The 22,047-nt window shown below is 57.1% G+C and carries 19 protein-coding genes; 10 read left to right on the forward strand and 9 right to left on the reverse strand.

The features are described from left to right. Positions 1-42 precede the first annotated feature (42 nt). The 6 genes from ACTJK5_RS18525 to ACTJK5_RS18550 form a co-directional block, all read right to left on the reverse strand. Positions 43-900, reverse strand: coding sequence for an inositol monophosphatase family protein (locus ACTJK5_RS18525; RefSeq protein ID WP_062426876.1), 858 nt, complete (start codon positions 898-900; stop codon positions 43-45). A gap of 88 nt (positions 901-988) precedes the next feature. Beyond that, positions 989-1,978 (reverse strand): LacI family DNA-binding transcriptional regulator, encoded by a 990-nt coding sequence (locus ACTJK5_RS18530; RefSeq protein WP_112359076.1) that lies wholly within the window; start codon positions 1,976-1,978, stop codon positions 989-991. Positions 1,979-2,142: 164 nt separating this feature from the next. Beyond that, entirely contained in the window at positions 2,143-2,643 is a 501-nt protein-coding gene (locus ACTJK5_RS18535) for an NUDIX hydrolase (RefSeq protein WP_236760381.1), read from the reverse strand. Positions 2,644-2,908: 265 nt separating this feature from the next. Next, positions 2,909-3,529, reverse strand: a complete 621-nt coding sequence (locus ACTJK5_RS18540) for a GNAT family N-acetyltransferase (RefSeq protein WP_062426988.1) — start codon at positions 3,527-3,529, stop codon at positions 2,909-2,911. Between the two features lie 10 nt (positions 3,530-3,539). Beyond that, positions 3,540-4,700: a Gfo/Idh/MocA family protein gene (locus ACTJK5_RS18545; protein ID WP_440612977.1), complete on the reverse strand. Its 1,161-nt coding sequence runs from the start codon at positions 4,698-4,700 to the stop codon at positions 3,540-3,542. A 31-nt stretch (positions 4,701-4,731) separates the two neighbouring features. Beyond that, positions 4,732-5,982 (reverse strand): ROK family protein, encoded by a 1,251-nt coding sequence (locus tag ACTJK5_RS18550; RefSeq protein ID WP_440612978.1) that lies wholly within the window; start codon positions 5,980-5,982, stop codon positions 4,732-4,734. 213 nt (positions 5,983-6,195) lie between these two features. On the opposite strand from ACTJK5_RS18550, the gene ACTJK5_RS18555 reads away from it, so the two are divergent. The 6 genes from ACTJK5_RS18555 (at position 6,196) to ACTJK5_RS18580 (ending at position 13,280) form a co-directional block, all read left to right on the forward strand. Further along, positions 6,196-7,155 carry an extracellular solute-binding protein gene (locus ACTJK5_RS18555; RefSeq protein ID WP_062426880.1) on the forward strand — a complete coding sequence of 320 codons (960 nt, stop codon included), beginning with the start codon at positions 6,196-6,198 and terminating at the stop codon, positions 7,153-7,155. After that, entirely contained in the window at positions 7,152-9,158 is a 2,007-nt protein-coding gene (locus ACTJK5_RS18560) for an ABC transporter permease (RefSeq protein ID WP_111849071.1), read from the forward strand. The genes ACTJK5_RS18555 and ACTJK5_RS18560 overlap by 4 nt, the downstream gene beginning before the upstream one ends. Next, positions 9,151-10,212, forward strand: a complete 1,062-nt coding sequence (locus tag ACTJK5_RS18565) for an ABC transporter ATP-binding protein (protein ID WP_111849073.1) — start codon at positions 9,151-9,153, stop codon at positions 10,210-10,212. Before ACTJK5_RS18560 ends, ACTJK5_RS18565 begins: the two co-directional genes overlap by 8 nt. 3 nt (positions 10,213-10,215) lie before the next feature. Then, positions 10,216-11,016, forward strand: a complete 801-nt coding sequence (locus ACTJK5_RS18570) for an inositol monophosphatase family protein (RefSeq protein ID WP_062426883.1) — start codon at positions 10,216-10,218, stop codon at positions 11,014-11,016. A gap of 506 nt (positions 11,017-11,522) precedes the next feature. Further along, positions 11,523-12,551 (forward strand): four-carbon acid sugar kinase family protein, encoded by a 1,029-nt coding sequence (locus ACTJK5_RS18575; protein WP_111849274.1) that lies wholly within the window; start codon positions 11,523-11,525, stop codon positions 12,549-12,551. A gap of 3 nt (positions 12,552-12,554) precedes the next feature. Then, entirely contained in the window at positions 12,555-13,280 is a 726-nt protein-coding gene (locus ACTJK5_RS18580) for a FadR/GntR family transcriptional regulator (protein WP_062600731.1), read from the forward strand. 75 nt (positions 13,281-13,355) lie between these two features. Here ACTJK5_RS18580 and ACTJK5_RS18585 read toward each other — a convergent pair whose 3' ends face one another. From ACTJK5_RS18585 to ACTJK5_RS18595, 3 genes are read right to left on the reverse strand one after another with little or no spacing between them, the layout of a single operon-like run. Beyond that, positions 13,356-14,468 (reverse strand): iron-containing alcohol dehydrogenase, encoded by a 1,113-nt coding sequence (locus ACTJK5_RS18585; protein ID WP_062600730.1) that lies wholly within the window; start codon positions 14,466-14,468, stop codon positions 13,356-13,358. 5 nt (positions 14,469-14,473) lie between these two features. Then, positions 14,474-15,430 (reverse strand): 4-hydroxythreonine-4-phosphate dehydrogenase PdxA, encoded by a 957-nt coding sequence (pdxA, locus tag ACTJK5_RS18590; RefSeq protein ID WP_062442711.1) that lies wholly within the window; start codon positions 15,428-15,430, stop codon positions 14,474-14,476. A 1-nt stretch (position 15,431) separates the two neighbouring features. Continuing rightward, complete coding sequence (locus ACTJK5_RS18595; protein ID WP_153312457.1) at positions 15,432-16,622, reverse strand: exo-alpha-sialidase; 1,191 nt, start codon at positions 16,620-16,622, stop codon at positions 15,432-15,434. 332 nt (positions 16,623-16,954) lie between these two features. Between ACTJK5_RS18595 and ACTJK5_RS18600 the strand changes: the two genes are divergently transcribed. From ACTJK5_RS18600 to ACTJK5_RS18615, 4 genes are all read left to right on the forward strand, one after another. Next, entirely contained in the window at positions 16,955-18,466 is a 1,512-nt protein-coding gene (locus tag ACTJK5_RS18600) for an ABC transporter substrate-binding protein (protein WP_112520293.1), read from the forward strand. Between the two features lie 95 nt (positions 18,467-18,561). Next, a complete protein-coding gene (locus tag ACTJK5_RS18605) occupies positions 18,562-19,476 on the forward strand; it encodes an ABC transporter permease (protein ID WP_112520292.1) in 915 nt (304 codons plus the stop codon). A gap of 12 nt (positions 19,477-19,488) precedes the next feature. Then, positions 19,489-20,412, forward strand: a complete 924-nt coding sequence (locus ACTJK5_RS18610) for an ABC transporter permease (RefSeq protein WP_112520291.1) — start codon at positions 19,489-19,491, stop codon at positions 20,410-20,412. Then, positions 20,405-22,024, forward strand: coding sequence for an ABC transporter ATP-binding protein (locus tag ACTJK5_RS18615; RefSeq protein ID WP_112520290.1), 1,620 nt, complete (start codon positions 20,405-20,407; stop codon positions 22,022-22,024). Before ACTJK5_RS18610 ends, ACTJK5_RS18615 begins: the two co-directional genes overlap by 8 nt. Positions 22,025-22,047 lie beyond the last annotated feature (23 nt).

A 22,047-nucleotide genomic window follows, 5' to 3' on the forward strand; every position in this document is an offset into this window, starting at 1 on the left:
CCAGGCCGCACGCCACTTCCAATTTTTCGTCTCGCCAAAGACCTAGGCGACCTGTACTCGGGCTCCCTCGTTGTCCGGGCTGAGAACAGTCTTCCCAGACGTCAGTGGGACGTTCGCAGCTTCGCTGATTCCAGATGCGAGGCCCGCAGCGGATGCGAGTACGGGGCCTCCATGACGCAAAGAGCCAAGCTCCGTGAATGGGCAGACAGCCCCGCCAGCCTCCGCGACGATCAGTAGACCGGGTACACAATCCCAGGAATTCATGTGTAATTCGACGTAGGCGTCCGATCTTCCGTCGGCCACATAGGCGAGGCCAAGCGCTCCAGAGCCGGAACGGCGAACATTCGCACCCTTCGAAAGAAGGGCTTCAGCAACTTTGAGATATGTCGCGTTCGGAATCCGCGTCGACCAGCCGAGCTCCACTGAAGCGGTATCGAACCGTGTCGTTGAAGCGGTCGCGATCGAAGTTCCGTTGCGCGTCGCCCCTTGGCCCAGCAGTGCGAAATGGAGTTCATCAAGGGCCGGGTTAAAGATGGCGCCAAACTGGGTCACGCCATTTTCGACGTAGCCGATGGAAATACAGAAATGGGGGATACCCCTCGCAAAGTTTGCGGTGCCGTCGATCGGGTCGACAACCCAGACGCGGTCGCGTATTTCACCACCGCCTTCTTCGCCGAAAAAGCCATCGTTGGGATAAGCCGCCAAGATCGCGCTCCGGATGTGATCTTCAGAGGCTGCATCGGTCTCGGTCAGAAAATCCTGAGGGCCTTTCATCGTGAAACCGCCCTTCGACACCTGCTTGAAACCTTCAAGCGCCAATGCACCTGCCGAGCGGATGACCGCGTGGCACAGTTCAGCGCGTTCTTGGATGTCGCTCCGTGGAACTTCACTATCAGGCATAGTCTTCTCCCTTGCACACGTGTTCAATGTTGCACACGTGTGCAAGCATGGCAACCCCAGATCCGTTCACTGGAAAGGTTTTCGCTAATCAGGAACGGACGGTGCCGCGCTCTATAAGCTCTACGGGCACTATTTGCGTCGAGACATGGCCATCGTCATGATCAAGTGCAGCAAGAACGGCGTCGGTCAGGACAGAGAATGATTGGCCAATCGTCGTGAGGTTATAGGAAATCCATGCGGCTTGTGGAATGTTGTCGAAGCCGATCACCGAAAGGTCATCTGGAACCGAGCGATTAAAGTCTTTTCTCGCTGAATCAAGGAATCCGAGCGCCATAAGGTCCGTCACGCAGAACGCCCCGTCGATTTGTGTGTCGCTCAGTAAGGCCTTGGCGGCCGCTATGCCTGTTTCGTATGCGGTCGGACCGACGCTCCACCGGACGACTTCTCCTCCGTGCTCAAGGATTGTCTCTTCAAAAGCCGTGGCTCGCCGGACCTGAGTTGGAGTGAGGCTGCCGCTGCAAACGACGGCGACTTTGCTGCATCGTGCTGCGATGAGCCGATCGGCGGCAAGCCGAGAACCCAGGATGTCATCGCTTAGAATGACATCGAGGTCGGGCCGGTTGGCATTGCGATTGATGACGATGAGCTTGACACCATTTGCAAGGCACTCGTCGACAATAGAGGCTGGAGGTTCGCCAGAAAGCACGACAATCGCACGCGCCCGAAATTCAAAGATCAGTTCGATCAGAGGCGCGATGTTGCTACGCGCATCGGCGGCATTGAGGAGCAAACACTGTTGACCTCGTCGCAAAAGGCCAAGGCTCAGCATATCTAGTTGCTTTGCGATAAAAGGAGAGGACAAATTTGCGCCCACAACTCCAACCAAATTGGAGCTCGATGTATTCAGGGTTTGCGCCAGGCGATTTACCCTGTAGCCGAGTTCTTCTGCAGCCTTCATCACGCGTTGGCGCACATCCGGCGAAACACTCGCGCCAGGAGTGAACGTCCTTGAAACAGCCGAACGGGAAACACCCGCCCTCTGCGCAACATCGATTGACGTCACAAAGCTCTTGGCCATCCAGGTACTCATTCCCTCGTGCGAAAACGAACCTGTACTCGGTTGAGTAAGGCCTTGCAATGCACTCGCGTGCATCTCGTCGCATACATCGGGTGCGTCGCTATCGGAGCGAACTAGATGTTTGATTTAGCCTGCTTGTTCTTGGAAACATTGTGGCGCACCGTCTACTCCCCAGCGCGAAAGGTCACTATCAACGATTTGAGCTCGACTTCTCTCACAAGCCGAGCGGCCTCATCTCGTGAGAACCAGGCAACTTTGCGCTGACCCGTTTCCTTGTATTTCTGCGCCGTTCTTGTAACTTCGATCTGGAAGACATCCACCACACATGGTGCCACGCGACCTGTATCGAGCCACTTGAGGTAAGTGTATCGACCGACCGGCTTTTTGCGTACGCGTCCGACCACGCCAGCTTCTTCGAAAGCCTCGATAAGAGCTGCTTCATGCGGCTTCTTCTTGTTCATCGGCCAACCCTTGGGGATGATCCAGCGGCCGGTTCCTCGCGATGTGACGAGGAGAATTTCGATGTCACGATCGTCGGGTTTTCGGTAGCACAAAGCGCCATATTGGACTTCGAACGCCTTGCTGAACAGCTTTTCGGGCATCCCTGCAAGCTGTTGAAGCAATGATTTTCCAGCCGTAGCAGCCTTGTCCTTTTTCTTTGGCAATGTCCTGTTAGCTTTCCTCGTTGCGCGTATTAAAGTGATGTGGGGAGTGGCCTTAAGCGTCAAAACTCGGTCAAGCGACGATAATCTGACAATATTAAACCGCCGGCGTCATCTAGATTTAGTATGCGCCAATGGGCTGCGGTGCCCTAATTCACCATATAAAGTCGATGATGCGGAATCTTCGCTCACCGAAATTTTTACAAGTGACAACACAAGGCGCAGATCTAGAAAGGCGAGCCTCGGGATGCCGGCGCGCTGAAGGATTTCATTCAGTAAGCCGCGTTGCCATCAGGATCGAAGGTGTCCGGTCGATTTCGACAAAGCCGAATTTAGCGTAAAATGCTACGACTTTTTCGTTGTGCTGGTTCACACCTAAATGGACGCCTTTTACTCCAGACATCATCAACGCACGCAGTTGATGTGCCAGCAGGGACGACCCATGACCGCCATTCTGCATCTCAGGCAGAAGATTGATGTGTAGATGCGCAGGGTAGGGCTGCGTCACCCGAATTGGTGTCCTCGATACGCTTCGGATATGAGTAAGGACGTTCTCATCCTCTATTGTCTGCGCTGAGAAATCGCGAAGCTCCTCCTTCAAGAAAGGCCACCATGCAGCCTCAAGCCAATCTTCGTAGGCGCTCGTATCGGGTGTCGCAACACAATAGCCCATGACGATGCCACTGTTTGTCAGCACGAATGCATTTTCTGGACAGAAACGAACATAAGGCAGCGCCCATAGCAATCCGGGAAGTCTTGGGTCCGTGTAGCGTCGTGATCCGTCCTCCCCGCTGTCTGCGGTGCGCACGCAGATATCGAGTATCGCCGTCTCATCGGACGGTTGGGCGTTGCGGATGACGACAGGTAATGATGGCGTTGGCATGTTCATGAGCGTGGCCTTACGCTGCTGCCAAAGGGGTGTGAAGTGCGTCATCGAAACGCTGCCAGGTCTCGGCAAGCTCGATGGTGCGCCGGCCACGGCGTGCCTCCTCGATTTTGATTGCCACGAGTCCCGCTTCCAGAGCCGCAACGATATTGACGGGCAGCGGGCTCGCCTCGGTCAGATGCCTGTAGATATCCAGAGCCATCTGATCATCGGCGCCATAGTGATCGCTTTCATGCCCCTCGTAACGCCGCTCGACAAGCTTTTCGCCTGTTATAGCGGAATGAACCTCAAAGCGATTACGAATGAAATCGCCCTCTGCCATTCCCTTGTTGCCCATCACGCAGAAGCGGCGAAACTGATCCGGAACGTTGAGGTTTGTATGAAACGCCATCGTCGCTCCGCCTTGATATTCGACGATCGCGGTCTGATAGTCGATGATGTCGCCATCGCCCTCGAAGACGGCATCGCTGCCCTGCCAACCGCTCGGCTTCTTGTAGAATTCCTGCTGTTGAAACGCGGAGAGTTGATCAGGCCGGTTTTCAGCAACGAATGACTTACGCCCCCCGAAGCTGGCAACGGCCATGGCGCGCTGCCCCACCACGCTGCCGTAAAGATCGATGTCGTGACAACATTTTTCCAGGATGAAAGGGCCGGCATGGCGCGTATGCCGTCGCCAATCCCGCATGAAGAACGCTCCGTGGTACGGCGCGATATGCTCGGATGCCTCGATCGAGGTTATGGTGCCGATGTGACCTTGAGCCTGCGCCATGCGCAAATCCCGATAAAGGTCGGAGTAACGCAGAACGAGGCCAACCATGACGCTTTCATGGCCGTATTCGGCAAGCAGTCGCGCCATTTTCAGTGTTTGATCTTCATCGATCACGACCGGCTTCTCGGTGAAGACGCGCGCGCCCGCGCGCGGCCCCGCGGCGATTTGGTCCAGATGAAAAACATTGGGGGAACCGACCATAAGAAGATCAGGCCGCGTTTCCTTCAGCATTGTTTCCATTGTTTCGAAGCGACGTGGTTCCGGCAGGCCAGACGAAAGAATAGCAGGCAGCCCGGCAGGTTGGGGATCCATGAGGCCGAGGATTTGGAGATCTGGGCAAGCCTTGCGAAAGGAGGCGATGACATTGGCAAGCCGAAATCCAAGCCCGGCGACTGCGATTTTCATTTTTTAGTCCTGTTTGCGAGAATTGGGTGAACTAGGCGGATGCGTCGTCATCCGTTGGCGCGCCAGCAACGCGATCGAAGCGTCTTTCGAAATCCATGGTCTGGCTGCGCCCGCGCATGGAGGAGAGACGCCTGAAGTCCGGGCTCCCATGAGCAATCACGGGCAGCATGGCCGCACCTATGGCTGCTGCTTCCGGACCCAGTGCTCCAGCGCTCAGCCGGGGAATATCCCTTTTGCTCCGGGCGCTAACCGATGGCAAAAGGGGATAGGCCCGGTCAATCAGAGAGTTGTTGAGCGCTGGTGGAAAATGCCCTCCTACTATGATTGTCTGCGGGTCCATGATGTTCTCAAGCAGCGAAACCAGCAACCGGAGGCGTTTTGAGTTGAGATCGAGCCACCGCATCAAAACACTGTTGCGTTGAGCGTAGAGTTGTTCCAACACGCCGGGCCTAGCGATCTCTTTGCTTTCGCGAGACAGCATCGATGCAAGTTCGTCGATGGAGAACGGAGTCTGTCCCTCAGCATCTGGATTAGCGAATTCGGCAGGCCATGTTAGGAGGCCGATTTCCCCAGCATTGTTCCAAAATCCCTGAAGCGGCATGCTGTCATTGATGATGCCGGCGCCGAGCCCGTGCCCGACGAAAATATGAACGTAGTGGGTCAGTCCTGAGGCTCTGCCTACCCTCAGCTCGGCAACTGCCGCGGCTGTGGCGTCATTCTCGATGATGGTTGGAAGGCCACAACAATCTTCGATAGCCTCCGCCACAGGAATACGGCTCCAGGCATCCCAGCCGGGCGGGCCGACGGGATGCTCGAACTCTGCTTCCTGCAGCGTTGGCATGGCGATGCCGATGCCCCAGGCAGGGCGATCTGAGGCAAGCGAACGCAGGCGGTGCGTGATATCGGTGATGGCACGGATCGTATCGGACGGGTCTTCGAGGGAGGCCGATGCGGTTTCGCGCCCCAGTTCATGTCCCGCTATATCGCAGACGATACCGAGCAGCCCGTCGCGATCCACATGGATGCCGAGACAGCACCCTGCGTCGGCACGCACTTGCAATCTTTTTTGCGGGGCGCCGCGCGCGCCTTCCTGTTGAATAGTTTCCACCACGAGAGAGCGGTCGATCAAATCCTTGCATATGTTGGACATCGTTTGCGCCTTCAGGCCTGTCACCTGAACAAGGTCGCGCCGACTGATGCCATCGGAAGAGCGTATAAGGTCGAAAACCAGGCGCCGGTTGTAGCGGCCCGAATATGTGTGATTGCTGCCCATCAGGCTCATGGGTGCCGGATCCTATTTAATCTATTAAATGGAATTTATCAGTCCGTCAGCGCAGGGTCAAGGTATGCGGGTCGGCCCCATTGCTTAGGTTTGTCATTTATATGTCACGTAATGTCGATAAATCACCGGTAAATGCGGCTTGATTTTAAATCCATCTAATGGAATTAATATCGTCGCCTTCTTCTCAGTGACTTTAAAAAAGGGAACACAGTCATGCTGAAATGGACCTTGCGGCGGATCATGGCGGGCGCTTTGGCGTCGGTATCAATCCTGGGTATTGCGAATGCTGGAGAGCTTGTCGTCTATACTGCTCATGGGGAGGCAACGTCTGCTCCCATTCTCGGAGCATTCACCAAGGCGAATCCGGACGTGAAAGTAACCGTGGTGCGCGGTGGGACGGGTGAGCTCATAGAGCGCCTGCGTGCCGAAGGCGGCAACTCCTCGGCGGACGTGATGTGGGGCGGGCCGACGCAGACGTTCGAGGAAAATGCGGCGCTCTTCCAAGCATACGAGAGCAAGTCGGACGCCGATATGGTGACCAACGATCCCAATCACATCTGGCATCCGTTCACGGTGCTGCTGCAGCCTCTGATCGTCAGCACCAAGCGCGTCGAAGCCGGCTCCATACCCAAGACGCAAAAGGAACTTGTTTCACAGGATTTTGCGAAGAATGGTGGTCTGATCATTCCGGACCCTGCGAAATCCGGTACCGGCTACGTTATTCTCTCGGCCCTTGCTGGCAACTTCGGCTGGGATTTCGTCGGCCAGATGGCCAAGGGTGCGCGCATCGCGCCGGGTTCCGATGATGCATTCAATGCTGTGCGCGACGGTGAAGCGGCAGTCGGCTGGATCAACGAAGACCTCGGCGCGAAGTGGAAGGCGCAGGGCCTACCGATCGATATCGTCTATCCGAGCGACGCCGTCACCGGCCAGATCGATGCTCAGGCGATCGTCAAGGGCGCTCAGCACATAGACGATGCCAAGAGCTTTATCGATTTCCTGGGCAGCAAGACGGCGCATGAAATCGTTCGCGATGCCACTGTTCGACGCTCGGCACGCAAGGATGTAACGCCCCCGGCCGCCCTGCCTGACATGTCCACCCTCACGATCGTGTCGGCTGTCGATCCCCGGCCCGTGGTCGTTGCTCGCTTCCAGGAGCTTCGTGGACAATGAAGGTGCTGCGCGACAATTGGCTGATCTTTTCAATCGTCGCGCTCGTGCTCTGCGGCCTGACGATCATCGTCCCGCAAGTTCGCCTGATGGCCGCCTCTCTTCTGGAGGAAGGTGGCCGTTTTACGCTTCTGCATAATAAGGACGGCTTGCAATCCGTGCCGGAAATGACCGCTCGGTACGGCGTGGAGAAAACCTCCGACGGGCTGGCAATAGCGTTAAGTTCGCCTGACCGCCTGACTGTCAGTGTCGAGGGCGACCGGACGCTTCGCCTCTCGTCGCAAGAGCCGATGTCGTTTGGCAGGGACGAGGCTGGGGTCATAGAACTCGATCTCGGCACCGCTCGGTTCGCGCTCTCACAACAGGCGCCGCGCGGACTTTTCGCCACAACAGCTCCGGCGCCGCTGGACCTTCAGGCGCAGGGGCCTAACTCCGTCTTATTGTCCCATGCCGTAAATGCCTATGTAACTTTCGAAAACAGGGCGCTGTCATTCTCTCCAATTCACTACATCGATTTCTTTACGCGCTCCGAAACCCTTTCCGCCACGGTCAACAGCTTGCTAATAGCTTTAACGTCAACCGGCCTTGCTGCTTTGATCAGCGTTCCTCTTGCCTATCTTATCGCGCGCTACCGAGTCGCCGGCAGCACGGCGATCGTTTTTCTCGTCACCATGGCGTCCGTCTCTCCGCCATTTTTGGGGGCTTATGCCTGGCGATTGCTTCTGGGACGAAATGGTGTTGTGACCAATTATCTCGGTCTCGATGTCTCGATCGTTGGCTTGCATGGCGTCATATGGGTTATCACCTGGCTGGTTTTCCCGATCATCTTTCTGCTGAGTCACACCTCGTTCCAGAGTTTGGATGCCGGTCATATCGAGGCGGCGGAAAGCCTCGGAGCCAGGCCACCTCGCGTGCGCATGACGGTTGAAATTCCGCTTGCGCTTCCCGGCATTATCACTGGTCTCTATCTGGCAACGATGGCAGCGCTGTCGGACTTTGGAACGCCGCGGATCATCGGTCTGGACGTCAATGCGCTTCCGGTTCTGATCTACACATCCTTCCTCAGCGAAGCCGGACGCAATCCCGCACTCGCGGCGACGGGATCGATGGTGCTTATCACCATCTCCAGCCTATTCCTCATGGCCCAGCAAATCTATCTGGCGCGACGTGGTTTCGCCGTGGTGTCGTCGCGCGCCTTGGAGCGCAAGCCACTATCGCCACTTGGACATACCATAGTTCTTGGAGCGATCAGCGCCGCACTTCTGATGGCATTCACGCCTCACCTGACGGTACTTGTGTCCAGCTTCATGGAATGGCGGGTCGGCCTGCCAACGCCGAACCTGACACTGGCAAACTACACGACCATGTGGCGCACCGGGATGGGTCCGGCCTGGGTGACATTGTCGCTCGGGATTGCCGGAACCCTGGCGGCGACAGCGATCGGACTGGGGATTGCCTATGTGATCATACGCAAGCGCTATCGGATCATCGCGCCCGTTCTCAGCCTTACCGTCATGATGCCCTACGTCATTCCAGGCACGGTACTGGGCATTGGCCTCATCATGATGTTCAACAAGGCGCCAATCCAACTGACGGGCACGTGGTTCATCCTCGTCCTCGCCTACCTCATTCGTAACCTGCCGTTTACGGTCAAGGCGTCAGAAGCGGCTCTGAGACGCGTTCACCCCGCACTCGAGGAGGCCGCAATCAGTCTCGGAGCACGTCCTTTCAGAGTGTTCGTGACCATTACCGCACCTCTGGTGCTTGCGGGTGCAGTAACCGGGGCAACGCTCACCTTCCTTCACATCGTGACGGAGCTGTCTTCCACCATCGTTCTCTATCGTCCGCCGTGGAAACCGATGACGGCTGTCATCTTCGAGAACACGCTGGTGGATGCCGATTTCGGTGTTTCCGCGGCACAGACCATTCTCCTGATGCTGATTATCTACATCCCTCTCTATCTCATCGTCCGATACGGCCAAGTTCGAGGAAAATCCTTTGGTTGAAATCTTATTGCCCAAAGCTGCCACACAAGGTTGCGAAGTCCTCATCGACGCGGTCTCCAAGAACTTCGGCAATCATACGGTTCTCAAGGACATCAGTCTCACCATCAAGCCCGGCGAATTTTTCACGCTGCTGGGGCCATCCGGTTGCGGCAAGACGACGCTTTTGCGAGCGATTGCAGGCTTCCATCCTATCGATGGTGGGAAGATCCTGTTCAATGGGCAGAATGTGACCTCGCTTGCCGCGTGGGACAGGAATATCGGCTTCGTTTTTCAGAACTATGCGCTGTGGCCGAACCAGACAGTCTTCGACAATGTCGCTTACGGGCTGAAGCTGCGTAAAGTCTCCAAGGGCGAAGTCGCGGAAAGGGTTCGGGCCGCGTTGGCGCAAGTCGAACTGCACGGCGTCGAAAAGCGCTTTCCCGCAGAGATGAGTGGCGGCATGCAGCAGCGCATCGCGCTGGCGCGTGCGCTCGTCATCAATCCGCCGCTCCTCCTCATGGATGAGCCGATGTCCAACCTCGACGCGAGTCTACGCGTATCTCTCCGCCACGAGCTGCGCAGTCTGCAGAAAAGGCTCGGCCTGACGGCCATCTATGTGACGCATGATCAGGAAGAGGCTCTGGAAATGTCGGACCGGATCGCGGTCATGCAGAACGGCATAGTGCAACAGCTTGCAGATCCTGAAACCATATACTTGCGACCGGCCAACCGCTTCGTGGCGGAATTCGTCGGCAGTGCGAGTTTCCTCGAGGGCACTTTTGAGGCGACGGGTTTCCATATGACGGATGGATCGAGGCTACCTATTTTAGAACGAGGCCACCGTGGCAAGGGCACGCTTGTGGTGCGGCCTGAACACGTGATGATACGCGAGTGCGGCGGCGCGCTGACCGATGCGACAGTGGAAGATCGTCGCTTCATGGGCAAGGCTTGGACCCAAAGCCTTCGGCTCGATAATGGTACGATCATCTCCGTGGAGACCCGAAACGCAATTGATGTGGGATTGCGCGTCGGCGTGGACTTCGAGACCATAACTTTCCTACCCGTGGAAGCATAAGCGATGGCCGACCTGACACTTGAAGAGTTGATGCAGCTTGCGTCGTCTGCAGCCCTAGCAGGAGGCGCCGAGTTGAAGGCGCATTTCGGGGATGTTTCGCGTGACGGTGTTCAACGAAAAGCGTTGGGGGACTATGCATCCAAAGCAGATCTCGCCGCCGAAAAGGCCATTGCCGTTATTCTGGCAGAGGCAGGGGACCATTACGGCTTCGTCGGTGAAGAGACCGGCACTCGCAATGCCGATGCAAAACACCGCTGGGTGGTGGACCCACTAGATGGGACCAGTAACTTCATCTGGGGCATCCCCTATTTTGCTGTCAGCATCGCTCTGTGTGACGACGAAGGCGAAGTGTTGGGTGTAGTCCTTGACCCTTTGCGTGACGAAATGTTCACCGCCATTCGAGGGTGTGGCGCATGGCTGAACGGAAAGAGGCTCGCCCGGCTTAGTGACAAACGCCCGGACGAGGCGATCATTTCACTGTCCATGCCTATCCAGGGACAGTTGAAGGCAATCGAACGCAGCACCTTCTTTCGAAGTCTGGATGCCATCACCAACGAGACAGCGGGCGTCCGCAGACTGGGCTCGGCCGCACTCGATCTCGCGTATATTGGTGCGGGAAGACTAGACGGTTATTTCGAGGATGGCCTCAGCCACTACGACTACGCGGCAGGAAAACTCATCGCTCAGGAAGCGGGAGCTCTTGTGACGTCATTCACAGGCGGCGTTCCCGTTGATGGCGGGTCACTGCTAGCGGGCACTTCGTCGATGCTTCTATGGCTCAAGAGCAAGTTTCAGCAGCGGTGAACACGCAGTTGAAAACACCTCAAGACTGAAAATGAGCGTGCCGGGCTACGTCCAAAATGTCATCCGTCTGCTCTCGAATGTAAATTTCAGTTAGAAATTTGAATCCGTTGTAAAGGCACGGCTTTTACAAGTCTCTTTCAGACACCCCCCGATCAAAGATCTTGCGTTTGATCACGCAACCGCGCCGGAACCTGCTAGGGCATCTTAGCGCTCATTCTCCACGAGACCTAAGGCCTGTCGGCTCCATTCCCAACAAGAGCGGCGCACCCATTTGCTGCAGATTCCGATTGCTGCGAAAGTTTTCTTAGTCGCCCCTTTGCCGCACCCTTCGTCTTTTTCATAGCCGGTCGCATTATGCTCGGTGATCAGATGGTAGCAGACGTGAATAAGGTCTGATCCGGAGAAAAAGTCTGTCTTTAGAACCGAGATGTTGTAAGCTTTCAATTGCATTGGACTGAAAAGAAAGCCATATTTATTCCGAAAAGATAACAACAAGGATGGTATTTGTGCTCGTCATCGTTGCCGACGATCTCACCGGCGCACTGGATACGGCTGCCCCTTTCGCGGCACGAGGGCTTCACACCGAAGTGGTCCTGCGAGCGAATGATGTCGCCAAGGGCGTAGCACTTTTCCCGGATGTTCTCTCGATCAATCTGGCATCTCGCGATGGATCTTCAGAAGATGCCTTTGACTTGATGCAAGAGCTTGTCGGACGTCTTCCCTCCAACACCCGCATGTTCAAGAAGGTGGACTCAAGGCTGAAAGGTCACATCGCATCGGAACTCGATGCTGTTTCCTTTGATCGTGCATTAGTGGCTCCCGCGATCCCAACATTCGGCCGGGTAGTGCGCAACGGGAATGTGGAAGGTTTCGGGGTAGCAGAGCCGCTCTCCGTCGCCAGCGCCCTGAAACATCACGCGCACCGTGCAACAATTCCTGACACGGTGACAGAGAATGAACTAGACGCAGCCTTGCAACGAGCCGAAGAAATCGATGTCGATCTGCTTGTCGGCGCAAGAGGTCTTGCCGAGGCGCTGGCGCGCAAGATGACAAAGGTATCCAGGGGACGGCAGGTATCTCCGCCGGGCGGTCGGGGCCTCTTTGTCATAGGCTCGCGTGACGGGATTACCCTCGATCAGGTGAAAGAGCTCCGCCAGTGCGATGGCGTTGCCTACCATCCTGCACCGAACGGCGCCTTGCCGGAGGGGCCAATCACGCCAGCGTCCTTGCTGCTGGTGCAGGCAACCGAGGGGGAGTTAGGCTTATCGTCCGAGGAGGTATCGAGAAGCCTTGCGCACAGTGTACATCCCCGTTTAACGAGCGAGGCGTCCACCCTGCTTCTGTGCGGCGGGGCAACGGCAGAAGCGGCTCTTGCCGCGATGGGCGTGACACACTTCCGGCTAGAAGGCGAGTGTATGCCCGGTCTTGGCCTGGCATATGCCAACGGCCAATGTATAATTTTGAAATCTGGTGGCTTTGGAGAGCCTGACACTCTCGCAAAACTGGCTAGGCAAATTGTTCATGGCAGGAGCTAAAGAATGGGACTGCAAAGCGGAACGGCGCGCAAAAGCCTCGCGGACCTTGTCTTTGAGCGTATGCATAGAGCGATCAAGTCCGGCTCTTACCAACCAGACGAGAGGTTGCCGACAGAGCACGATCTGGCGATCGAATTCGAGGTATCGCGCCCGATTGTACGCGAGGCGCTGCGGCGTCTACGGGATCAAGGGTTGATTTACTCGCGCCGTGGTGCAGGAAGCTTCGTTCGCTCTGTTGGCATGAAACAACCGCTCGGCTTCGGGCAGCTCGAAAATGTCGCCGATCTCTTGAGCTGCTACGAGTTTCGTCTGACGCTCGAGCCGGCAGCTGCGGAAGCCGCTGCGACACGTCACACGCCAGCAACGCTCGGCGCGATCCGCGAGGCCCTTGAACTGATGCGTGACGCTACCAATCGTCAGGCCCACCGGGAGGACGCTGATTTCCAGTTCCACCTTGCTATCGCGCGGGCCGCGAACAACACATATTTCTCGACTGCGATGGAAGCACTGAAAGACCATATCGCTGTCGGCATGCGTTTTCATGGCGTATCGGTCAAACGCGACAATGCCGGCCTTTCTCGCGTGTTTGCTGAACATGAGGCGATTGCCAATGCTATCGCGACGGGTGAAGGCGCGAAGGCAAAAGAGCTGATGCACATGCATCTGACCGGGTCGAGGGCTCGTTTGTTTCAAACGAGCGCGTCTCTCGCAGCGTTGGCGGAGGGATGACTGAAACGGTCGGGGCTATCGCGAGAAATAAAAAAGGGGCTCGCAAAGCCCCTTTTTCTTCAGTAAATATATTTTTTAGTAGGCCGCTTTGTAGATCGAAAGAACGTCGTCAACGCTCATGTCAGCCGGATTGTTGTCCATCAGACGGCGATTGGAGTGTGCTTCGGTCGCGTAAGCGGCGAGAGCGTCGTCCTTGGCGCCGTGACGTGAAAGCTGCATCTCGATGTTGAGATCGGTGCAGAAGCGCCGTCCATTCTCCAAGATTGCTTCCGGCGAACTTGCTACGAAACCGAGGGCCTCTGCCACTTCTGCCGTTTTGTCGCGAACGACGGGCTGGTTGAAGGCGAGCACGTGTGGAAAGACGATGGCATTGGCAAGTCCGTGGGGAAGGCCAAGCCGAGTGCCGAGCGGGTAGGCGATGGCATGTCCTGCGGCAGTATTGACCGGGCCGAGGCAGATGCCGCCGTAGTAGGAAGCAAGCATCATGGCTTCGCGAGCTTCAGTGTCGGAACCATCCTTGACGGCGCGTGCAAGGTATTTTCCAACGAGGCGAAAGCCCATGCGCGCAAAGCCGTCTATCATTGGGTGAGCGCGCTTGTTGGTAAACGCTTCCACGCAATGCGCCATGGCGTCCACGCCCGTTGCTGCCGTCACGGCTGGCGGCACGCTGAAGGTGAGTTCAGGATCCAGAACCGCGATGTCGGCAATCATATGCGGGCTTTCGACCGCGATCTTTGCGCCTTTGACCGGATCGGTGATCAGCGAACGAATTCCTGCTTCCGATCCTGTGCCCGCCGTGGTGGCGATTTGGACGAGCTGTGTGTTTCGGGCGGCGACGCGGTTTGGACCCGCCACATCTGTAAGCGTCTGCTCGCTGTCCCACAACGCTGCAACCAGCTTTGCCACGTCAAGGACGGATCCGCCTCCGAGCCCGATGACCACATTCGGCTTGACCTTGCGCGCAATCGCAATCGCAGCCTCAAGCGTTGCCACCTCGGGTTCGCCCGGGATCGCGTCGAAGATTTCGACTTTCCCACGCAATTGTAGACGATCGATAAAGCCGGCGGTGATGGCCGTCGCAATCACGAGTGTTGCTTGAGCATCGCCGACGAGCCCGCCGACTTGCCCAGTCGTACCCGCGCCAACCAGCAGGCGCCGTGGCTGGTGAAGAGTGATGGAAACTGTCATCGGCGTTATCCTTGATGGGCTCGGCCAGCAACCAGCTTGCGGGCATAGGCGATGGCGGAGTTCATGTTGCCGTGATTGGCGATACCCTTGCCGGCAATGTCGAAGGCGGTGCCGTGGTCAACCGATGTGCGATCGATTGGCAGTTCGACGGAAACGTTGACCGCCGTGTCGAAGGCCACAAGCTTGATCGGGATGTGACCCTGGTCGTGATATTGTGCGACCACCAGATCGAAGGCGCCGGAATAGGCGCGATGAAAGACGGTATCTGCGGAAATCGGCCCTTCGACATTGATGCCTTCGGTCCTGGCCGCAGCAACTGCTGGCGCGATCTGGTCGTCGTCTTCGGTCCCGAAGAGGCCGTTCTCTCCGCAATGCGGGTTGATCCCGGCCACTGCAATGCGGGGGCTTTCATAACCGATGCGCTTGAGGTGTTTGTCGCCGGCCCGAATGGTGGCAAGCACGCGTTCCGTCGTCGAGCGGCGGATCGCCTCCTGCAGCGAAACATGGGTGGAAACATGGATTACTTTCAGGCGCTCGGAAGCGAGCAACATATAGGCCGCACTGGAGCCAGTCAGGCTGCGCAACATGCCTGTGTGGCCATCGTAGTGATGACCTGCAGCGTTGAGCGCCTCCTTGTTGATCGGAGCCGTGACGATGCAGCCAATCGAACCGGCTTCCGCATCGCGGACGGCCTTTTCGATGAAGCGGAAAGCGGCGTCGCCTGCCGCTGGACTGAGTTTACCCCAGGGAAGAGGCGCGCCCTCTACATCGATATCGATCACATGCGGGGTCAAGTCGATGGAAAGGCCCAGTGCCTTGCGTGCGGCTTCAAGTGTGGCGAGATTGCCGTAAATACGTGTGGCTGCGCGATCTTGCGCCGACATCTCTGCCAAGGCTCGGACCGAAATCTCAGGACCCACTCCGCAGGGGTCGCCCATGGTGATGCCAATAATGTCGCTCATGTCAGTCTCCTGTGCCGGTGCGGTCCCAGCCTGCGGGCAGGTGGACATATTTGATCGCGCGTCGATGATAGGTGTAGGCGATGTGCAGGCTTCCATCCGGATCCGGCAAGAGCCACGGATAGGACATTTCCAAGTTGCGTCCATCAATGGAGTCGTTCGACAGGCAGGTGCCGGCGCCGTCCTCTATCAGGATGCGCTGGGGGAAGGTCTTGCCGCCATCGGTCGAGAGGCACACGCTGACCGGCGCGCGAGGAACGCCCCAGACCGGAACGATGCCACCTGTCGGGTCCGCGTCCGGTCTCCCGTCGTCTTCCCCGAGTTCGTCGTAAAGCGAAGCCCGGCGATCGCTCGACGCCTCGTGATTGACGGGGTTACAGATCAACGCGATCCGTCCATCCGAAAGCGTGATTGCTGCGATCGAGGAGTTGTTGTTGGGCAGGTCGGTGGGCGCCGGCACAGTCCAGCTACGGCCTTCATCGGTGCTTTCAGTGCGGAAAACGAAATCAGCCTGGCGTCGGCGGAAGAAGGCGGCAGACGCGCTGTTGCCGATCGACACCGGCGACATGTGAACGCAGCCGGTCGATTGCGACAACTCTTCCAGGCGCCATGTCTGGCCGTTGTCCTGGCTGACGCCGATGGCAGCGGTATCATGACTGCCATTCCATTTTTGGTCGGGACGCTGAACGCAACGAAAGATCGGAAGCAGCCACGCGCCATCGCGTCTGATCACAAGTGGTGCGCGCACAAAGCATCCACGGGGAAGGTCAAGATATTGGCCTTCCGAAGAGAAAAGCCGTGTCGGATCAGCAGGGTCAATCACAAGCTCGGCCATGCGAATACGGCATTCGTCCTGATTGCCTGAGGGCTGTGAGGTGTGGAAAAGAATCAGCCGTCCGTCAGGCGCCTGAAACAGGACGGGGTTCTGTTCTGAGTGATCGGGGTCAAAGCTCAATCTTTGTGCTGGACCCCAGGTGGAGGCGTTCTTCCTCAGGACGGATGCGTAGATCGAGATGTCGGATTTGCCCTCAAGAGAGCCGCCGAACCAGGCGCAGATCAACGAGCCGTCTGCCTGGCGATGCAGGAAAGCAGCGTGGTTCTGGATCATGGGCGATGGAAGAAAGGCTTCGCTGCGTCCGTCAATGGTTTGCGTCAGCGCACCAGTCATTCGCCGCGCTATCTCGTCTGGGGTCATAATAGGCTCCTCTCGCTGTCCGAGATCGATGAAATTTCTTAAGTTGTCAAGTTTATTTATGTCGAAAAAGATGTAGATTTCGCTGATGTAATTTTATATCTATATGAAATTAAACAACAAAAATAATTAATTTTTCCATTTACATTTTTACATTATGATTTCATTTGACAAGATGTACGTCAGCGTGGATGCTCTGCGCCACGCTGGAGTGAGGTCGTCAAAGAAGGCTGGCCTCTACATCCTGGCCATTCAAATATCCGGGCGACGGTTGCCGCTCGCTCGTTCAGGCTCCGGCCTGTCATGCATGGACTTCATCTGGGAGGAGAACAAAGATGAAAAGGACTGCCATTTCCTGTGCTCTGGCACTTGGCACGATTATGACGAGCGCATTTACGCCAGCCTATGCGGGCTCCGGTCCAATCAAGGTGGTGCTGGCCGAAGAGGCGGACCTGCTTGAACCGTGCATGGCCACCCGATCGAATATCGGTCGCATCATCATGGAAAATGTCAGCGAAACGCTGACTGAACTGGATGTGCGTTCCAACAAGGGCGTCATGCCGCGCCTGGCGGAAAGGTGGGAGCAGAACGCGGATGGCAGCTGGCGCTTCCATCTTCGCCAGGGTGTCAAGTTCTCCGATGGTTCAGGCTTCGATGCCAAGGATGTCAAGCACAGCTTTGACCGTATCATGAGCGATAAAAACGCTTGTGAGTCCCGCCGTTATTTCGGTGGGATGAAGGTCACGCCGTCGATCGTCGATGATTACACCATCGATTTCAAGGCCGATCCGGTCCAGCCGATCCTCCCGCTTTTGATGACGTTGGTAACGATTGTTCCGGAAGAGACGCCACTCGAATTCATCCGCGAGCCGGTTGGTACCGGCCCCTACAAGCTCACCAACTGGACGCCAGGCCAGCAGATCGTTCTGAGCGGCCGCGACGACTATTGGGGAACCAAGCCTGAAGTGACGCAAGCGACCTATCTGTTCCGCGCAGACCCTGCCGTTCGTGCCGCGATGGTTCAGGCCGGCGAAGCTGACCTTTCGCCGTCTATCTCGCAGCTCGACGCGACGAACCCGAAGACCGACTTCTCCTATCTCGACAGTGAAACGGTCTATCTGCGCCTCGACCACAATATCGCCCCGCTCAACGACGTTCGTGTACGCCGCGCGCTGAACCTTGCAATCGACCGCCAGGCTTTCCTTGGCACGTTGGTGCCGGAAAGCGCCGTGCTGGCGACCGCGATCGTGCCGCCAACGACACTCGGCTGGAACAAGGATGTGAAGGTCTTTCCGTTCGATCCCGACGGTGCCAAGAAGCTGCTTGAACAGGCCAAGGCAGATGGCGTGAAGGTCGATACGCCGATCACCGTTATCGCGCGCTCGGCAAACTTCCCGAACGTTACCGAAATCATGGAAGCCATTCAGCAACAGCTGCAGGATGTCGGGTTCAAGGTCGATCTGAAGTTCGTGGAGGTTGCAGAGCACGAACGCTATTATTCGAAGCCATTTGCCAAGGATCGCGGTCCGCAGATCGTCGCTGCCATGCACGACAATTCCAAGGGTGACCCCTCCTTCTCGATGTTCTTCAAATATGCTTCTGAAGGCACGCAGTCCGGCTTCTCCGACCCGAAGGTCGATGATCTGATCAAGCGTGCTTCGGCGGCTGTCGGCGATGAGCGCGCCAAGTTGTGGTCGGAACTGATCGCCTACCTGCATGATGATGTGGTGGCCGACGTGTTGCTATTCCACATGGTAGGATTTGCCCGGGTGTCCGAACGTCTCGACTTCAAGCCGACGATTGCAACGAACTCGATGCTGCAGCTTTCCGAGATCAAGATCAAGTAAGACCTCATCAGTCAGAGATGGCGGCCGAAGCCGCCGTCTCGTTTGCACAATGCGCGGCGAGATGACGTCGCCGCACAGGTTTCTCCGAGGATGCCATGCTGAGTTTCATTCGAAAACGGGCTGTTGCCAGTCTGATCTCGTTGATCGGACTGATCGTCATGGTCTTCTTCCTTTCCCGCCTGACGGGCGATCCCGCAGCGCTCTTCCTGCCGGTCGAAGCGTCTGCCGAGTTGAAGAACCAGTTTCGCGAATTGCATGGCCTAAACGATCCTCTGCTCGTTCAATTCGGTCGCTACGTCGGCGATGTGTTGACTGGCGACCTTGGGGATTCGCTGCGCAAGGCGCGGCCCGCGCTGGATGTCGTGCTTGAAGCTTTCGTCTGGACCTTGTGGCTTGCGGTCAGCACCATGACGCTCGTCACGGTCGCGGCGATTGTCGTTGGCTCCTTCGCCGCCTTCCGCGTCGGAGGGTTCTTCGACCGCTTTTCGTCCATCGTCTCGCTGATCGGCGCCTCGGTCCCGGATTTCTGGCTGGCGATCGTCGCGATCGTCGTCTTTGCCGTCAATCTCACATGGCTTCCAACGTCCGGTACCGGTTCGATCTGGCACTGGATACTGCCGATTGGCGTGCTTTTTGTTCGCCCCTTTGGCATTATCGTCCAGGTGGTGCGCGGTTCGATGATAACGGCGCTCTCTTCCGCCTATGTGAAGACGGCGCGCGCCAAGGGCGTCAAATCCGGTCCGATCATCTTCATCCATGCGCTGCGCAATGCGATGTTGCCGGTTATCACCGTGCTGGGCGATCAGGCTGCAAGCTTGCTCAACGGCGCGGTCATCATCGAAACCATCTTTGGTTTTCCCGGAGTCGGAAAGCTAATGATCGATTCCATCCTGCAACGCGACTTCAACGTCGTTTTGGCCGCCATTCTTGTGACGGCGGTCGCGATTTTCATCATGAACCTCCTGATCGATCTTGCTTATGCGTTTCTCGATCCGCGCATTCGGCATTAGGGAGGAATGACGATGACCGACATGACGACTGCCACGGATATCGCCCACGAGCCGCCCTTCTATCAGCGCATGTTCCGTATGCTCCTGGCGGACAAATTCGCTCTCGCTGCTGCCATCTTTCTCGTGTTTATCATCATTCTGGCCTTGATCGGTCCAAGCTGGCTTGGCGATGTCGCGACCAAGCAGAACTTGCGCGGTCGCAACGCCGCACCCTTCGACTTCGAAAAGGCATGGGTCTGGTGGATGGGCGCGGACGCGCTGGGCCGTCCGCTTCTCGCCCGCATCATCGTTGCTACTCAGAACACGTTGATGGTGGCGGCGGGTGCGGTCTTGATCTCATCGATCATCGGCACTGCCCTCGGCTTGATTGCAGGTTTTTCGTCTGCGCGCGTCAATCAGGTCATCATGCGGCTTGCAGATGTGATCATGTCCTTCCCGTCGCTTTTGATCGCCGTTATCGTCCTCTACATCTTGGGATCGTCGATCCTCAATCTAATGCTCGTTCTGGCGATAACTCGCATCCCTGTCTATCTCCGCACCACCCGCGCTGAGGTCCTTGAAATCCGCGAGCGCATGTTCGTGCAGGCGGCACGCGTGATGGGCGCGTCCAACAAGCGCATTCTCTTTCGCCATATTTTGCCGGTTGTGCTGCCAACATTGACGACGCTCGCCACGCTTGATTTTGCCTATGTGATGTTGGCCGAAAGCGCGCTCTCATTCCTCGGCATCGGCATTCAGCCTCCTGAAATTACCTGGGGTCTGATGATTAGCCAAGGACGGCAGTATCTGACCAATGCGTGGTGGCTGTCCTTCTGGCCGGGACTGGCGATCATTCTTACCACCATGTCGCTGAACCTCCTGTCCAACTGGCTGCGCATCGCGCTTGACCCTGTGCAGCGCTGGCGTCTGGAAATGAAGGGCCGCAAGAATGGCTGATCACCTGCTCGAAGTTCGCAACCTCTCGGTCGAGTTCCACACCGTAAACGGCGTGGTCAAGGCGGTGCGCGACATCTCCTACCATCTCGACCGCGGTGAAACACTTGCGATCCTTGGCGAGAGCGGTTCCGGCAAGTCCGTGTCATCATCTGCCGTCATGAACCTGATTGACATGCCGCCGGGTCGCATTACCTCCGGCCAGATCCTGCTGGATGGCGTGGATCTTCTGACCATGCCGCCTGCCCAACGGCGCGAGATCAATGGTCGCCGCATTGCGATGATCTTTCAGGATCCGCTGAGCCACTTGAACCCGGTTTATACGGTCGGCTGGCAAATCCGCGAAGCACTGACGACCCATGGCACTGATGATGCCAAGGCGAAGGCCGAGGCGCTCCGATTGCTTGGCCGTGTCGGCATTCCGAGCCCGGAAACGTCACTCGACAAATATCCCCACGAATTTTCCGGTGGCCAGCGCCAGCGCGTGATGATTGCCATGGCGCTCGCATTGCGCCCGGATCTTCTGATTGCCGACGAGCCGACGACGGCGCTCGATGTCACGGTTCAGGCCGAGGTTTTGGCTCTTCTCAAGGAGCTTCAACGGGAAACCGGCATGGCGGTGCTGATCATCACCCACGATCTGGGCGTGGTCGCCGAAATTGCGGACCGCGTGGTGGTGATGGAAAAAGGCGTGCTGGTGGAATCCGGGACGGTGCGCGATGTCTATAAGAACCCGCAGCACGCATACACGAAGAAGCTGATTGCCGCGGCACCTGGCAAGGGCGAAATGCACGCGCCGCTTTCAGGTGGCGAGCCTGTACTGAAGGTGCGCAATGTCCGCAAGACCTATGGAGCCTTCGAAGCGCTGAAGGGAGTTTCCTTCGATCTTATGGCTGGCGAAACCATGGCTGTCGTCGGCGAGAGCGGATCGGGAAAATCTACACTTGCGCGCATCCTGCTTAGGCTGGACGAGCCCGATTCTGGTCAAGCTTTCTGGAAGGGCAGGGACCTCTTCACTCTCTCAGCTGCTGAACTCTATAAGCTGCGTCGCGATCTACAGATGGTGTTTCAGGATCCGACGCAATCGCTGAACCCGCGAATGACGGTTTATCAACTGATCTCGGAGGCCTGGGTCATTCACCCTGACATCCTGCCAAAAGCGAAATGGCGCGAGAGGGTGGCGGAACTTCTGACTCAAGTGGGCCTTGGGCCCGAACATATGGGACGCTATCCGCATCAGTTTTCCGGCGGCCAGCGCCAACGCATCGCTATCGCACGGGCGCTCGCGCTCGAGCCGCAATTGATTATCTGCGACGAAGCGGTCTCAGCACTCGACGTATCGGTGCAGGCGCAGGTCATTGCGCTCTTGGACAAGCTGCGCAAGCAGATGGGGATTGCCTTCATTTTCATCGCCCACGATTTGCCAGTGGTGCGTGATTTCGCCGATCACGTCATGGTCATGCAAAAGGGTGAGGTGGTCGAAATCGGTACAGTGCGGCAGATTTTCGAGACGCCGCGGCAACCCTACACGCAGGCGCTGCTTGCCGCGGGCCTCGATCCAGACCCGGATGTCCAGACGGCCCAACGCGCTGCGCGCCTTGCTCGTGCATCCTGATTCATAATTCTGAGGAGTATCTC

It is taken from the genome of Agrobacterium sp. 22094, assembly GCF_052046015.1.
Classification (GTDB): domain Bacteria; phylum Pseudomonadota; class Alphaproteobacteria; order Rhizobiales; family Rhizobiaceae; genus Agrobacterium; species Agrobacterium cavarae.